This window comes from Pseudomonas nitroreducens TX1 (genome assembly GCF_000313755.1).
GTDB lineage: Bacteria > Pseudomonadota > Gammaproteobacteria > Pseudomonadales > Pseudomonadaceae > Pseudomonas > Pseudomonas nitroreducens_A.
Genome location: NZ_AMZB01000116.1, coordinates 108,637 through 124,266 on the forward strand (window position 1 = coordinate 108,637; position 15,630 = coordinate 124,266).

At 65.7% G+C, this 15,630-nt stretch carries 12 protein-coding genes; 3 read left to right on the forward strand and 9 right to left on the reverse strand.

The window, feature by feature from the left end; genetic code table 11:
* Window positions 1–312: 312 nt before the first annotated feature.
* The 6 genes from pepN to C167_RS0116300 form a co-directional block, all read right to left on the reverse strand.
* The gene (gene pepN, locus C167_RS0116275; protein WP_017519347.1) at window positions 313–2,970 is read right to left on the reverse strand and encodes an aminopeptidase N; all 2,658 of its coding nucleotides are present in this window, start codon (window positions 2,968–2,970) and stop codon (window positions 313–315) included.
* A 145-nt stretch (window positions 2,971–3,115) separates the two neighbouring features.
* On the reverse strand, window positions 3,116–3,943 hold the full coding sequence (locus C167_RS0116280) for a DUF2797 domain-containing protein (RefSeq protein WP_017519348.1): 828 nt from the start codon (window positions 3,941–3,943) through the stop codon (window positions 3,116–3,118).
* Window positions 3,943–4,203, reverse strand: coding sequence for a YeaC family protein (locus C167_RS0116285; protein ID WP_017519349.1), 261 nt, complete (start codon window positions 4,201–4,203; stop codon window positions 3,943–3,945). The genes C167_RS0116280 and C167_RS0116285 overlap by 1 nt, the downstream gene beginning before the upstream one ends.
* 294 nt (window positions 4,204–4,497) lie before the next feature.
* The gene (locus tag C167_RS0116290) at window positions 4,498–5,364 is read right to left on the reverse strand and encodes a rhomboid family intramembrane serine protease (RefSeq protein WP_017519350.1); all 867 of its coding nucleotides are present in this window, start codon (window positions 5,362–5,364) and stop codon (window positions 4,498–4,500) included.
* Window positions 5,361–6,341, reverse strand: coding sequence for a metallophosphoesterase (locus C167_RS0116295; protein ID WP_017519351.1), 981 nt, complete (start codon window positions 6,339–6,341; stop codon window positions 5,361–5,363). Before C167_RS0116295 ends, C167_RS0116290 begins: the two co-directional genes overlap by 4 nt.
* On the reverse strand, window positions 6,341–7,228 hold the full coding sequence (locus tag C167_RS0116300) for an NAD(+) kinase (protein ID WP_017519352.1): 888 nt from the start codon (window positions 7,226–7,228) through the stop codon (window positions 6,341–6,343). Before C167_RS0116300 ends, C167_RS0116295 begins: the two co-directional genes overlap by 1 nt.
* Before the next feature lie 113 nt (window positions 7,229–7,341).
* On the opposite strand from C167_RS0116300, the gene C167_RS0116305 reads away from it, so the two are divergent.
* Window positions 7,342–8,280: a DUF1853 family protein gene (locus C167_RS0116305; RefSeq protein WP_017519353.1), complete on the forward strand. Its 939-nt coding sequence runs from the start codon at window positions 7,342–7,344 to the stop codon at window positions 8,278–8,280.
* Here the strand turns inward: C167_RS0116305 and C167_RS0116310 are convergent.
* The 3 genes from C167_RS0116310 to C167_RS0116320 form a co-directional block, all read right to left on the reverse strand.
* Complete coding sequence (locus C167_RS0116310; RefSeq protein ID WP_017519354.1) at window positions 8,268–9,212, reverse strand: pyridoxal-phosphate dependent enzyme; 945 nt, start codon at window positions 9,210–9,212, stop codon at window positions 8,268–8,270. The two genes, C167_RS0116305 and C167_RS0116310, sit on opposite strands and share 13 nt — an antisense overlap.
* 10 nt (window positions 9,213–9,222) lie before the next feature.
* Window positions 9,223–10,683 carry a hypothetical protein gene (locus C167_RS0116315; protein WP_017519355.1) on the reverse strand — a complete coding sequence of 487 codons (1,461 nt, stop codon included), beginning with the start codon at window positions 10,681–10,683 and terminating at the stop codon, window positions 9,223–9,225.
* A gap of 272 nt (window positions 10,684–10,955) precedes the next feature.
* Complete coding sequence (locus C167_RS0116320) at window positions 10,956–12,989, reverse strand: NADPH-dependent 2,4-dienoyl-CoA reductase (RefSeq protein WP_017519356.1); 2,034 nt, start codon at window positions 12,987–12,989, stop codon at window positions 10,956–10,958.
* Window positions 12,990–13,199: 210 nt separating this feature from the next.
* Between C167_RS0116320 and C167_RS0116325 the strand changes: the two genes are divergently transcribed.
* Window positions 13,200–14,318 (forward strand): nitrilase-related carbon-nitrogen hydrolase, encoded by a 1,119-nt coding sequence (locus C167_RS0116325; protein ID WP_017519357.1) that lies wholly within the window; start codon window positions 13,200–13,202, stop codon window positions 14,316–14,318.
* Window positions 14,315–15,352, forward strand: a complete 1,038-nt coding sequence (locus tag C167_RS0116330) for an AraC family transcriptional regulator (protein WP_017519358.1) — start codon at window positions 14,315–14,317, stop codon at window positions 15,350–15,352. The genes C167_RS0116325 and C167_RS0116330 overlap by 4 nt, the downstream gene beginning before the upstream one ends.
* Window positions 15,353–15,630: the final 278 nt, after the last annotated feature.

Sequence of the window (15,630 nt, forward strand, 5' to 3'; positions counted from 1 at the left end):
GCAACCCCAGTGCCAACAGCACTGATGTATCCGATTCTGCTTACAAAAAATAAAGAATCTGCGCGCTACTTTTTGTGACTGGTCATTCACTGATCAAATCAAGTGACCGATTGCGCCACTCAGCACCCCAGATGGCGCAATCCGCCCCTGAAGGCTCGACGCAGACGCATCGGCGCCCTTCGCCCACTATCGGAAAGCGATAAGAATGATATCGATCAATTTCGATAGGTAACAAAAAGGTGTTACCAACAAGCGTTGGTAACACCTTTTCGAACGTGCATGGCGCCCCTGGGAAGGGGCGCGGCGGGTGTGTTAAGCGAGGCTCTTGCTGACCACTTCGTATACATCGCTGGACAGCTCGCCGGAGGCGAGGATGCGTTCCAGCTCGGCCTTCATCAGCGCTTGGCGCGCGGGCGCGTACTTGCGCCAGCGGGTCAGCGGGGTCAGCAGGCGCGAGGCGATCTGCGGATTCAGCGCGTTGAGGGTAATGATCTGGTCGGCCAGGAAGCGGTAGCCGGCGCCGTCCACACGGTGGAAGTTCACCGCGTTCTGGTTGGCGAAGGCGCCGATCAGCGCGCGGATCTTGTTCGGGTTCTTCAGGGTGAAGGCCGGATGACTCATCAACGCCTGGACGCGCTCCAGCCCGCCCGGCAGGGTGCAGCCGGCCTGGACGCTGAACCACTGGTCCATCACCAGCGGGTCGTCCTGGAAGTAGTCGGCGAACATTGCCAGTGCCTCGGCCTTCTCGCTTTCGAAGGAAGAGTTGACCAACACGGCCAGCGCGGTCAGGCGCTCGGTCATGTTGTCACAATCCTTGTACTGCTCCTGGCAGGCGGCGAGCACCTCGGCCTTGCCGCTCTGCATGAGGTAGGACAGCGCGATGTTCTGCAGGCTGCGGCGGGCGATATGGGAAGCCTCGGCCACGTAGGCGGTCTCGCGGGACTGCTTGCGGTTGGCCTGGTAGCGCTCCCACAGTTGCTCGTGCAGCGCCGCGCCGATCTGCTGGCGGGCGAACTCGCGGGCGGCGTGGATGGCGTCGACGTCCGCCACTTCGCTGATTTCGGTGAGATAGGCCTCGCTGGGCAGCGAGAGCATCTCGGCGACCATCGCCTGGTCGAGGCCGGTATCCAGCAGCAGGGTGCGGAAGGCGGTGATCAGGCGCTCATCCGGGACAAGCTTCTCGCCGCGCTGGTGCTGGCCGATCAGTTCCTGCAGGACCTGCACGGACAGTTGCTGGCCAGCTTCCCAGCGGTTGAAGCCATCCTCGTCGTGCTGCATGAGGAACATCAGCTGGTCGCGGTCGTAGGGGAAGCTCAGCTTCACCGGCGCGGAGAAACCACGCAACAGCGACGGCAGCGGCTTCTCGGCCAGACCGACGAAGGTGAAGGACTGCTCGGCCTGGTCCACGGTCAGCACGCGGTCGCTGCCGTGGGCGTGCTCTTCGCCCTGCAGGCGCAGCGACAAGGCGTTGCCCAGCTTGTCGATCAGGCCCATCTGCACCGGAATGACGAAAGGCTGCTTCTCGCTCTGTCCCGGCGTGGCCGGGCAGCTCTGGCGGAAGGTCAGGGTGTAGGTCTGCGCAGCAGCGTCGAAGCGCTCCTCCACCGCCAGGCGCGGGGTGCCGGACTGGCTGTACCAGCGCTTGAACTGGGTAAGGTCCACGCCGTTGGCGTCTTCCATGGCCTTGACGAAGTCGTCGCAGGTCACGGCCTGGCCGTCATGGCGCTCGAAGTACAGGTCGGTGCCCTTGCGGAAGCCTTCGGCGCCCAGCAGGGTGTGGATCATGCGGACCACTTCCGAGCCCTTCTCGTAGACGGTCAGGGTGTAGAAGTTGGAAATCTCGATGAAGGAATCCGGGCGCACCGGGTGCGCCATGGGGCCGGCATCCTCGGCGAACTGGTTGGTTCGCAGGAAGGCCACGTCCTCGACGCGCTTGACCGTGCGCGAGTTCATGTCGGCGGAGAACTCGCTGTCGCGGAACACGGTGAAGCCTTCCTTGAGCGACAGCTGGAACCAGTCGCGGCAGGTCACGCGATTGCCCGACCAATTGTGGAAGTACTCATGGGCGACGACGCCTTCGACGCGCTGGTGCGCGGCGTCGGTGGCGGTCTCGGCCTTGGCCAGCACGCAGCTGGAGTTGAAGATGTTGAGACCCTTGTTCTCCATGGCGCCCATGTTGAAGTCGTTGACCGCGACGATCATGAAGATGTCCAGGTCGTACTCGCGGCCGTAGACCTTCTCGTCCCAGCGCATCGAGTTCTTCAGACTGTCCATGGCGTGCTGGACCTTGTCGATGTTCTCCGGCTCGACATAGATGCGCAGGGTGACTTCGCGCTCGCTCATGGTGGTGAACTGGTCTTCGACGCACCAGAGGTCGCCGGCGACCAGGGCGAACAGGTAGGCCGGCTTCTTGAACGGGTCCTGCCAGGTCGCCCAGTGCCGACCGCCCTCTTCCGAACCGCTGGCCACCGGGTTGCCGTTGGACAGGAGCACCGGGTACTGGTGCTGCTCGGCCGACAGCGTGGTGGTGAAGCTGCTCATCACGTCCGGGCGGTCGAGGTAGTAGGTGATCTTGCGGAAGCCTTCGGCCTCGCACTGGGTGCAGAACATCTTGCCGGACTTGTACAGGCCTTCCAGCGCGGTGTTGCTCTCGGGGTGGATGCGCACGGTGCTGTCGACGGTGAAGGACTTCGCGGTGGGCTGCAGGGTCAGGTGGTTCTCGTCCTGCTGGTACTGGCCAGCTTCGAGAGGCTGGTCGTCCAGCGCCAGCGACAGCAGCTCCAGCTGCTGGCCGTCGAGCACCAGCGGCGGCAGGCCGTCGCCGCGCTCCGGGTTGCGGCGCATCACCAGCTGGGCATGGACGAGGGTGTGGTCCTCGTACAGCTCGAAGGTCAGGTTGGTCTCGTCGATCAGGTACTCGGGTGCCTGATAATCCTTGAGGTAGATGACTTTCGGTTGCTCGGTACGCATGGCTTTTGGCCCCTTGGAAGGCGGCAGGCGGGATGGGCCGGCCGGAGGAATACTTGACTCTAGCGATTGGGAACGGCGCGGGCGAGTCGGGAACGCATCTATCCCTAGATGCGTTCCTCGTGCCGGAAATTCAATGCAGGTTCGATCAGGCGCTGATGGCCAGCTGGTACGCGGTGAACTTGCGCACGTTGATCACGCCGGTATCGAAGATCAGGTACTGGCCCTTGATGCCCTGCAGGGTACCCTCGACCACCGGCGTCTTGTCCAGATCGAAGCTGGTGATCTTGGGCAGGTACGCCTCCACCGGATAGCTGATCTCGATGGGCTGCATGTCCATCACCGGCTGGATCGCCTGCAGGCCGAAGCGCTGTTGCAGGGCGACGATGCCTTCGGCACAGGCGTCGAAGATCCGTTCGCGGATGGCGATCAGGTCCAGCGGCTCGGCCTCGCCCTTGAGCAGTGCGCGCCAGTTGGTGCGGTCGGCGACCTGGCTGCGCAGCAGGTCCTCGACGAAGCCGGATTGCTGGCGGGTCGCCACGCGCATGATCGGCAGCGCCTGGCGTGCGCCCTGGTCGATCCAGCGGGTCGGCACCTGGGTGGCGCGGGTAATGCCCACCTTCACGCCCGAGGAGTTGGCCAGGTAGACCACGTGGTCGGTCATGCAGAAGCGCTCACCCCATTCGGGGTCGCGGCAGGAGCCTTCCTCGAAGTGGCACTTCTCCGGGCTCATGATGCAACTGTCGCATTGCGCCAGCTTGGTGAAGCACGGGTAGCAATAGCCCTGGGCGAAGCTCTTCTTCGTCTTGCGCGAGCAATGGCTGCAGAAGATCTCGCCCAGGTATTCCAGGCGCACCGTCCTGCCGATCAGCGGGTTGACCGGGACCTGCGTATCACCCAGGCGGAAGGCGTATTGCACGGGGCTTTCCAGGCGCGCCGACATCTTGTCCAGGGCGCCGCGTCCAAGTTCCTGCATCAGTGCAGCGAATTGGAGGAGAAGAGGATGTTCGGGATCGGCTCGGCGTGGGACTCGCAAGCCTGCGGGCCCATGTAGCCGGTGCGCTGGTCCTCGGGAAGGTTGTCCATCTCCCAGGCGATCATGGCCTGCAGGGTCAGCTCCTTCTGTTCCTGGGACAGCTTGCGACCATCGGGCCATTTTCCGATTTCCACGGCCAGCTTGAGGCTCTCGTAGATTTCGGGGGTGATGTTCTGGATCATTTCGGCGAAGGACGACATGGGCCGGCTCCTGCAGGGGAAAAACGAAGCCGGCATTCTACCGGGCGAACGCCCGGCGCGCACGAACGCCGGTCAATCGGTTGCAATGATGTCTCGGGCTATTGGCTGGAAGGCTCGGCGCGAAGCCTGCCCCTCTCCCCCGCCCTGGCTACGCGCCCCGCTCCGAAGGGAGAGGGAGCCGATTGTGCCAACTGACGCCATGGTTTCCTCCTGCGCCGAACCAGTCCCCTCTCCCTTCAGGGAGAGGGTTAGGGAGAGGGCAGACCTCCGCGCAGGACTTCACGCAGAAGCGCGTCAGGCCACGCGACGCCGCGCCAGCCACCCACCGACCAGGCCGCTCAGGCAACCCGCCACCAGCCCGCCCACATGGGCACCGTTGGCGATAGAGCCGAAGCCGAGCAGGTCGATCACGCCCGACAGGCACACCAGCAGCCAGATCAGCATCATCCCCACCACGCCCTTGGGCAGGTGGTAGGCCGGCGTCGGCGCTATTCGCTGGAAGATCCAGCAATGGCCCAGCAAGCCGTAGAGCACGCCGGACAGGCCGCCGAACAGGCTCGGCCCGCTCCAGCTGTACTGCACCAGGTTCGACACCAGGCCGAAGCCCAGGCTCAGCCCCAGCAGCATCCAGGCGCCCTGGCGATACTCGATGCGCCGGCCGAGCTCCCAATACCACATGGCGTTCATCGCCAAGTGCAGCCAGCCGAAGTGGATCAGCATGGGCGTGAACAGGCGCCACCATTGCCCCTGCGCCAGCGTGTCGGACAGCGGCTGGAACAGCGCGCGGTCCTCGCCGACCATCTGGAAATCCTGGAAGGTGAACCAGCGCAGCGTCTCCGGGGAGGTGCCCAGCAGGGTGATGGCGGCCACCACGAAGGTCACCAGCAGCACCGCCGCGGTCATCCGGCTCATCTTCAACTGCTGGACGAAGCCCGGCCCCCGGCGCTGCGGCTCGGCCTGCAGGGTGAACTGCGGATCGCCCTGCGGATAACGCTCATAGAGCGTGCGAACCTGCTCCGCCAGTTGCGCGTTGGGCACCCAGAGCACCTGCTCGCCGGACTCCTCGCTGACCCGGAACGGCACGTTCAGCCGCTGCAGCAGGGTGACGAACTGCCCCAGGTCGACTGCCGCCGGCAACCGCATCGCTTCGATCGCGCTCACTCGTCGCCCTCCGGACGCTTCACATCCACCCACACGAACTTGTTGCGGTCCAACCGCGTTTCATCGTCCAGCCGATAGGCCACGAGCTTGCCGTACATCACCGCGCTGTAGTCCAGGCAGGCGAGGTTCGGGCGGATCGGCGCCGGGGTGCCACGCCGCCAGTAGTGGCCGACGAACAGCAGCGGCTCGTCGGCGCCGTAGGTCAGCAGGCGCGATTTCTGCTCCTCGCTCAGCCGCTCGCTGGCGACCTCGTCGGGCAGCGCGTCGGGCTGGAACACGATGTCGCCGTAGGTCTCCGGCGCGCGGTCCTCTTCCCAGAACTTGGTGCGGAAAAAGGCACGGGTAAAACCGTCGCTGCCGGTCAGTGTCAGGCCATTGGGCAAGCGCATATCGGTGCCGCGCAGCAGGCGGTCGCAGGCCTGCTGGGCAAAGCTGCCCGGCTCGGCGGTAGCCATGAGGAAGGCTTCATCGATGCGCCCCTCGGGGAACTGCTGGCGCAGCGCGTCGATCACGTCGTGGTCCCAGCAGGCGTGGACCATGCGGAAGCGCCCGGCGTCGAGGAACAGCGGCATTTCCTGGAACCAGCCGAGGAAATCGCGCCAGTCTGCCGGGTGGCCTTCGAACTGATCCAGGGTTTCCTTGATCAACCGGGCATGGCGCGGCGTGTGCTCGCGGACGTACTGGCGGCCGCTGCCCGGCGCGGCGGGCGTGGACCAGCCGAGGGCGTTGAATTCATGGTTGCCCATGATGCACAGCGCCTCGCCGGCGGCAACCATGTCATGCACACGGTGCAGTGCCTCGCGGATACGTGGGCCACGGTCGATGAGATCACCCAGGAACAGCGCCTGGCGCCGCGCATGCCGCCAAACGCCGCCCTGCAGCCGGTAGCCCAGGCGCTCCAGCAGGCGGTCGAGGGTGTGCGCGCAGCCGTGGATGTCGCCGATCAGGTCGTAGCCGCGTGCGGGGTCGAGTTCCATCACTCGCTGCTCCCGAGGCGGCTGCCCCAGCCCAGCTTGGTCCGGCAGACCTCGTAGTAGTTGTGGTCGATGGGGTGGATCAGGCGCAGCTTCTGCGGCTTCTTGCTCACCGTGACGGTATCGCCCGGCGCACAGGTGAAGTGGTTCTGGCCATCGCAGGAGACCTGCGGATAGATCTGCATGTTCGGCGAGACGACAATCTTCAGCTCGCTGTTGCCGTCGACCACGATGGGCCGGCTGGAGAGCATATGCGGGTACATCGGCACGACCACGATGGCGTCCAGCTTGGGATGCATGATCGGTCCGCCGGCGGACAGCGCGTAGGCGGTGGAGCCGGTCGGGGTGGCGACGATCAGGCCGTCGGCCTTCTGGCTGCAGACGAACTGGCCGTCGATATACAGCTCGAACTCGATCATCCGGGTGGACTTGCCGGGGTGCAGCACCACGTCGTTCAGCGCGTCGCCCTGGCCGATGGATTCGCCGTGGCGGCGTACCAGGGCATCGAGCAGGAAGCGGCTTTCGACTATGTACTGCCCGCCGAGCACCTCGGCGACCTTGGTCTCCAGTTCGTCAGGGCGGATATCGGTCAGGAAGCCCAGACTGCCGCGGTTGATCCCCAGCACCGGCACCTTGTGCCGCGCCAGTGCGCGCGCAGCGCCAAGCATGCTGCCGTCGCCGCCGACCACGATCACCAGGTCGCATATCTCGCCCATGATCTTTCGCGAGCAGGTCTGCAGGCCGTGGCCCGGCAGGACCTCGGCGATGGTGTCCTCGAGGATCACGTGGAGGTGGCGTTCGGTGAGGAATTTCTTCAGCCGACGGATGGTTTCCAGGACCTGGGTGCTGCCCAGGCGGCCGATGATGCCGATATTGCGAAAGGGTTCCATGGGACTCCGGACGGCGTTGCGGGTGCTCGAATGGCGGAATTATGGGCGAAAGGCGGAAGCAGCGGCAAACCGCAGCGTGGTCGGAGCGGGTGTGCAGCGGCTAGGCTTGGGGCATGACCGACTTTACCGCCCTGCTCGACGAGCTGCTGATCGACCTGCGCCAACCGCAGGTCCGCGACCTCGCCTGGACGCTGCTCTCCCCGCCCCTGCTGCAACCTGGCAGCCCCGCGCTGCGCCACCCGCTGACGGCCAGCCGCTGGTACGCGCAGCCTTCGCTGCTGGCCGATTGGCTGCGCGCCCAGGAAGGTTCGCCGGACGAGTTGCTGGGGCAACTGGAATCAGCGCCGCACCAGCGTCTGGGGCGCTATTACGAGCGTCTCTGGCAGTACGCCCTGGAGCGTGCGCCGGACCTGCGGCTGCTGGCCGCCAACCTGCCGGTGCGCAACAACGGCCAGACGCTCGGGGAGCTGGACCTGCTGCTGGAAGACAGCGACGGCCTGCATCACCTGGAGCTGGCCATCAAGCTCTACCTCGGCCCCTGCGATGACGGCCCCGACTCCTGGCTCGGGCCGGGCGCCGAGGACCATCTGCTGCGCAAGATCGAACACTTCTACCAGCACCAGTTGCCACTTTCCTCCACCGCCCAAGGGCTGGCCGTGGTGCGCGAGTACAGCGACGCCGAACCTTCACCCGGCCTCTGGCTCGGCGGCTACCTGTTCTACTCCTGGCCGACGCCCTGCCCGCCGCCTGCGGGGGCCAGCGATAACCACCAGTGCGGCCGCTGGCTGCATCGACGCGCCTGGCCCGCCTACCAGGCGCAGCATCCGCACGGCTGGCAGGCCCTGTCGCGCAAGGGCTGGCTTTCCCCGGCCGCCGAAGACGAAAGCTGGAGCGCGGAGCGCTTTGCCACCTGGCTGGCAGAACTGCCGGAAGACGGCTTCCCGCAGATGCTGGTACGGATGGAGTTGCACCGAGGGCGTTGGCGGGAGCAGGAGCGCCTGTTCCTGGTGGGCGACCGCTGGCCGCGGGTGCACAGCGGCTATTCGCGCTGAGCGGCCAGGGTCTGCAGTTTCTCGTCCAGCGCCCGCCGCCCCTGCAGACCGCCACTGTGGATAGCGACGATGCGAGTGCCGCGCGCAATGCGCCCCGCGGCGACTTCGTCGTGCAGCGCCAGCAGCAGCTTGCCGGTGTACAGCGGCTCCAGCGGCACGCCGCACTCCGCTTCGGTCGCGAGGAGGAAGCGCGCCAGCGTCGCGTCGACCTGCGCAAAACCGCCACGGCTGGCATCCAGCAGGCGGTAGCCGGTATCGCTTGCGCCGCCTGCCCTCAACAGCTCGGGCACCTGCGTTTCGACACCGTGCCCAGGCGGCACTGCCATGGCACCGACCACCGGATGTGCGCCACCCTCGCCGAGCACCAGGCCGGCCAGAGTCGTACCGGTGCCGCAGGCTACCCAGAGCTGCTGATAGTCGTCCCACCCCAGAATGCCGAGCTGCTCGCGAATCTGCGCAACCAGCAGCGAGCAACCTTGCGCACCGGCAAGCCCGCCACCGCCCTCGCCTACCGCCAGCAACTGGGGATAGCGCTGGCGCCAGGGCGTCCAGAAATCCGCTTCGTGGCGCCGACGATAGCCGCCATAGCCAAGCCAGTGGAGCTGCATGCCGAGCTGGCGCAGGTCTGCCACCGTGGGATTGTCCTGCTCGTCGCCGCGCAGCAAGCCGACGGTCTCGAAACCGAACCGCGCGCCGGCGGCTGCTACCGCATGCAGGTGATTGGAATGGGCGCCACCCAGGGTCATCACCCCGCTCAAGCCAAGGTCGGCGGCCTGCTGGAGATAGGGCGCCAGCTTGAACCACTTGTTGCCGGAGACCAGCTCATCCACGAGGTCCAGGCGCAACATCGCCAGCTCGACGCCGGCGCGATCGAGCCAATGCAGGTGGACAGGTTGCAGGGGGGCTTCGGGGCGCCAGTCGGGAAACTCCAAGGCGCCCCGGTCAGCCGGCGGTGACGCTGCGCAGTCGGCCGGCGGTCTTGTGCCGGGAACAACAGTTGCTGTCGCCGTCGACGAAGCGTCCGGGGGTTTCGACGCGGTCGATGGGCATGGCGCAGCGCTCGCCATTGGACAGGCGTCCTTCGCAGGCGGGTTGCTGGTAATGGGCAAGCCAGCTGCGGTACTGGTCTTCGGCGACGAAGCACTTGGCGGCAGCGTAAGCCATGGGGTTTTCCTGGTAACGGGGGACATCCTGCAGCGACAGGGTCAGATGACCGGCGCCAGGATGGTACACCACGAAGATCACTCCCAGGCTGGCCAGGCGCTCCAGCACCGAGCCATCGGCTGCCTTGGCCGCCAGCGCGTCCAATTCCAGGCGCAGACCTTCGGCACCCTGCTGCAGTTGCCCGGCAAGCTGGCGCAGCTGGGCGGTTTCCTCGCGCAGTTGCTCCGCCTCCCGACGCAGTTGCTGATTCTCCTGCTGCAACTGCTGGTCCAGCTCGTTGCGATAGCCCAGTTCCACGTCGCGGGCAGAAATCTGTTCCTTGTAGCGAGCCTCCAGGCTGGCCAGGCGGGAGCGGGATTCTTCCTCGATCTGACGGCGCAGTTGCTCCAGCTCGTCGCGGCCGCTTTCTTCGATATGGCGCAACTGAGCGGTCAGCTCCTCGCGTCCGCGCTGGAAGCCGTTGGCCTGGCCATCCAGCTCACGGCGCAGGCTGGCGTTGATCTCTTCCTCGCGCTTCAGGCCTTCGCGCAGCGCGGCCAACTCGGCCTGCAGCGCCCTGACCTGCTCCTGCGCAGAGAGCTTCAGACGACTGAGCTCCTGCTCATGCTGCTGGCTGATCTGCGACAAACGGGTTTCATGCTGGCCGAGCAGTTCGGTGGTTTTCTGCTGGTGCTCCTCGAGCATCGCGCGGGCCAGTTTCTCGGCTTCCTCGCGGGACTCTTCGGCGGGCGCGTACCACTGGTGCTCGTCGGCCATCTGCAAGCGAGCCGGCTCGACGGCGGCCGGCTCCTCGTCCACCAGCACACCCAGGTTGTTGCGCTTGATCGCTTCACGCAGTTGCACCAGATGGTTCTGCGCGGCCTCAAGGGTCGGGTCCCACAGGTGCATCTGGTGCCAGGACACCGGGCACTGGCTGCGGCAGGCCAGGCGAATGGGCCCGGCGCCCATGTCGGGGCCACGACCGGCGCGGTCGGCCAGGTTGCGCAGCGGCAGGTTCCAGCCTCTGTCGGCTTCGCCCTTTTCGTCGAAATCCAGGTAGAAGAACACCACCGCCTTGACCAGCAGGCGCGGGTTGATCAGCACATAGGCGAGCTGCATCTGCTGATCGGCGTATTCCGGCATCTGCACGACGTTATCGAGCAGCGCCTCGAATTCGGGGTAGAGCATTTCCCTGCAGACGCCACGGTCGTTGAAGAAGACCACGGCTTCCACCATTTGAGGCTTCTTCTGCATGCTCATCGATTGACCTCTGGGCTGGTGCGGGAGGAAATCTTGAAAAAGGGTCTGTCAGAAATGCAGCACCCAGACAGCGGGAAAATCCCGACATCCGAGCAAGTCTAGGGGAATTAATGTCGCAGGCAATGTGACTCGGTTGGCACCCGACCCGGTGATCGAGCCGGGCGGTTAACTGGCTGGATAATTCTGTGACGCGGTTGGATTTTCGAAAGGACATCCGGGCCCGGAAGGGAACTTTTCCGGACCCGGACTTGTGAGCCAGATCCCGTTTTAACTCAGATCTCCGCAGCGAGGCGCGAGCCCTGGTTGATGGCGCGCTTGGCATCCAGCTCAGCCGCCACGTCGGCGCCGCCGATCAGGTGCACGCTCTGGCCGGCAGCAACCAGCCCGTCGTGCAGCTCGCGCAGCGGGTCCTGGCCGGCGCAGACGACCACGGTGTCCACCGGCAGCACCTGCGGCTCGCCGCCAGCGATGCTGATGTGCAGGCCGTCGTTGTCGACCTTGAGGTACTCGACGCTGTTGAGCATCTGCACCTGCTTGTTCTTCAGGCCGGTGCGGTGGATCCAGCCAGTGGTCTTGCCCAGGCCGTCGCCGACCTTGGACTTCTTGCGCTGCAGCAGGAACACCTGGCGCGCCGCCGCATGCGGGTGCGCCTGGATACCGGCGATGCCGCCACGGGCCTCCAGCTTCTCGTCGATACCCCATTCCTGCCAGAAAGCGTGGCGGTCCAGGCTGGTGGATTCGCCGGCATGGGTGATGTATTCGGAGACGTCGAAGCCGATACCGCCGGCGCCGATCACCGCCACACGCTTACCTACCGGCTTGCGCTCGAGGATGGCGTCCAGGTAGCTGATCACCTTGGCGTTGTCGATGCCCGGAATAGCCGGGGTGCGCGGCACGATGCCGGTGGCCAGGATGATCTCGTCGAAGCCGCCCTTGACCAGGTCATCCACACTGACACGGGTATTCAGTTGCAGGTTCACGCCGGTGGTTTCCACCTTGCGCTTGAAGTAGCGCAGGGTCTCGTAGAACTCTTCCTTGCCCGGCACGCGCTTGGCGACGTTGAACTGGCCGCCGATCTCGCCGGCAGCGTCGAACAGGGTCACCTCATGGCCACGCTCGGCGGCCACGGTGGCAGCGGACAGGCCGGCAGGGCCGGCGCCGACCACGGCGATCTTCTTCACGTGAGTGGTCGGGATGTAGTTCAGCTCGGTCTCGTGGCAGGCGCGCGGGTTCACCAGGCAACTGGTCAGCTTGCCGCCGAAGGTATGGTCCAGGCAGGCCTGGTTGCAGCCGATGCAGGTGTTGATTTCATCCGCGCGGCCTTCGGCGGCCTTGTTGACGAAGTCCGGATCGGCGAGGAACGGACGGGCCATGGAGACCATGTCGGCGTCACCTTCGGCCAGCACCTGTTCGGCGATTTCCGGGGTATTGATGCGGTTGGTGGTGATCAGCGGGATGCCGACCTCCCCGCGCAGCTTGGCGGTGACCTTGGTGAAGGCCGCGCGCGGCACCTTGGTGGCGATGGTCGGGATACGCGCTTCGTGCCAGCCGATACCCGTATTGATGAGGGTCGCGCCGGCCTTTTCGATGGCCTTGGCCAGCAGGACGATCTCGTCCCAGGTGCTGCCGCCTTCCACCAGGTCGAGCATCGACAGGCGATAGATGATGATGAAGTTCGGGCCGACGGCCTCACGCACGCGGCGGACGATTTCCACCGGCAGGCGCATGCGGTTCTCGTAACTGCCGCCCCAGCGGTCGGTGCGGTGGTTGGTGTGGGCGACCAGGAACTGGTTGATGAAGTAGCCTTCGGAACCCATGATCTCGACACCGTCGTAGCCGGCCACCTGGGCCAGGCTCGAGCAGTTGACGAAGTCGGCGATCTGCTTCTCGATGCCCTCTTCATCCAGCTCGCGCGGCTTGAACGGGTTGATCGGCGCCTGGATGGCGCTGGGTGCAACGGACTTGGGGCTGTAGGCATAACGGCCAGCATGGAGGATCTGCATGCAGATCTTGCCGCCCGCTTCGTGCACCGCCTGGGTAACGATCTTGTGCTTCTCGGCTTCTTCGGCAGTGCTCAGCTTGGCCGCGCCGGCATACACGCCACCCTCCTCGTTCGGGCCGATGCCGCCGGTGACCATCAGGCCGACACCGCCACGGGCGCGCTCGGCGAAGTAAGCCGCCATACGCTCGAAGCCCTGGGGCTTCTCTTCCAGGCCAGTGTGCATGGAGCCCATCAGGGTACGGTTGCGCAGGGTGGTGAAACCCAGATCCAGCGGTGCGAGCAGGTGCGGGTAAGTGGCGGTCATGGTTCCTCCGGCATTCACGATGATGCCGCGCCCTCAGCCTGCGGAACGGCAAGGCATGGGGCGCGGTCGGTATGGAGCTGACTCTAAGGAGCGCACCCTCGCCGCTCAATGATCGAAAATGACAAGTTACTGACCCAAGATGACACCCCGCCTTGGCAAGACCCAGCCCAACCCCTACCCTGTGGGGCACCCCATGAGTACCCGTCCCATATGCGCAAGCTGATCTTCCTCGTCCTGGTCATCCTCTTCGCCGGCTATGCCGGCTGGGCGGAGCGCCGCCCGGTGGGCCACTATCTGTCCGACCTGCGCAGCCAGGTCTCGCTCAACCAGGGCCAGCCGTCCGAGCGTGGCAACCTGCTGGGCGTGCAGCCGGAACTGTTCGCCCAGGACTACCAGAGCGTCGAGCGCCTGCGCCTGAAATTCCATGCCTACCTGACCAAGGCGCGCGACGAGGGGCTGATCAACCCGCGCACCGTAGTGGTCTTCCCCGAGCACATCGGCACCTGGCTGGTGGCCGCCGGCGAGAAGCCCGAGGTCTACCAGACCGAGCACATCGCCGAGGCCATGGAATGGATGGCCGCCAGCAACCCGCTGAAACTGGCGCGCGGCTGGCTCGGCGCCAAGGGCGAGGACCGCATGGCGGACGCCCTGTTCCGCATGAAGGCGGTGGACATGGCCCACGACTACCAGACGCTGTTCGGCTCCCTGGCGAAGGAGTTCGGCGTGACCATAGTCGCCGGCTCCATCGTGCTGCCCAACCCGCGCATCGTCGAGGGGCAGATCCGCACCGGCAATGGCCGGCTCTACAACGTCACCCAGGTCTTCGGCAGCGACGGCCTGCCACTGGGCAAGCCACAGCGCAAGCTGTTCCCCATCGACGCGGAGCAAGGCTTCACCCGCGGCGGCGATGCCGACGACCTGCAGGTGCTGCAGACACCGGCCGGGCGCCTGGGCGTACTGGTCTGCGCCGACAGCTGGTACCCGGCCAGCTACAGCGCGCTGGCCACCAGCAAGCCCGATATCATCGCGGTGCCCGCCTTCCTCACCGGCAACGGCAGCTGGAGCAAGCCGTGGAAGGGCTACAACGGCGGTGCCGCGCCGGGTGATGTGACCCTCAGGCCCGGCGAGCTCACCGAAGGCGAAGCCTGGGAGCGCCTGGCCCTGGCTGGCCGTCTTGGCGAAAGCGGCGCTCACGCCGGCATCACCGTATTCATGCGCGGCCACCTTTGGGACCTGGGCAGCGACGGCCGCAGCCTGGTGGTCAGCGGCGACAGCCACACCCTGGCACCCGAAGGCCCCGGCGCTCGCCTGATCAACCTCTGGCTATGACCCGCCCGACCATGCGGCTCGGCGACCTTTCGGTGGGTTTTGTCCACAGCCTTGCCGATGCGCTGGCGGAAAGCGGCGTCGCCCCGCACCCCCTGCTTGAACAATACGGACTGGACACAGCGCGCCTGGGCGAACCCGGCGCGCGCCTGTCGATTCCCCGCTATATGCGCCTGGGCCATGCGGCCATCCAGCAGAGCGGCGACCCCGCCCTCGGCCTGCGCATGGGCCAGCTAAGCCGACCGAGCCAGAGCGGCCTGGCCGGCGTCACCGCGGCGCAAGCGCCCAACCTGCGCGCCGCCGCCCGCGCGCTGATCCGCTTCGAGCCGCTCTATGCGCAGAACTACCGCGGCCAGAGCAGCTTCATCGAAGACGCCGGCGGCGCCTGGCTGCGCTTCTATTCCATCAGCCCCTACAACGCCTACAACCGCTTCGTGGTGGATTCAGTGCTGGCCGGCTGGGTGAGCATGCTCGGCAGCATTGGCGCGCAGCCACTGCGCGCGGAGAAGGTCGAGATCGAGTACCCGGCACCCGCCTGGGCATCACGCTTCGAGGAAATGCTTGGCTGCCCGGTGGAGTTCGGCGCGCAGCACAATCAACTGCGCCTGGACCAGGCCACGCTGGCGCGCGCCAATCCGGACCATTGTCCGAGCACCTGGCGGCAATTGCTGGATATCTGCGAGAAGGAACTCGAACAACAGACTCGAACACGCAGCCTGCGCGAGCGCGTTGCCCAACTGCTGGGCCCTATGCTCAACGGCCGCGAACCGGACCTGGAGGAAGTGGCCGCGCGGCTCAAGCTGCCGACCTGGACGCTACGCCGCAAGCTGGCCGAGGAAGGCACGCAGTTCCGCAGCATCCTCAACGACACTCGCCGCGACCTGGCGATGATCTACATCCGTGACACGGACCTCGCCTTCGGCGAGATCGCCTACCTGCTCGGCTTCGCGTCCGCCGAGGCTTTCCAGCGCGCCTTCAAGCGCTGGAGCGGGCAGACTCCCGGGGAATTCCGCCGCGCCCAGCGCCATGGCGCCTGATCACATCTCGGTAGCGTCGTCGGCCGGCTCCGGCAGATCCTGTTCCACGGCGTGCAGTTCCAGCAGTTCTTCCTGATAGTCGTCCATTGGCTTTTCTCCTGACCGTTCGATCCGGTTTTAGCAAAGACCATGGGGAAAAAGCTAGACGGCGAAGGTGAACGACCTGTGACAACGTCTTACAGAACAACAGCTGGAATTTATGGATGCGAACGAAAAAGCCCTCAGGTATTGCTACCTGAGGGCTTTCGAATATGGCGCAGCGGACGGGACTCGAACCC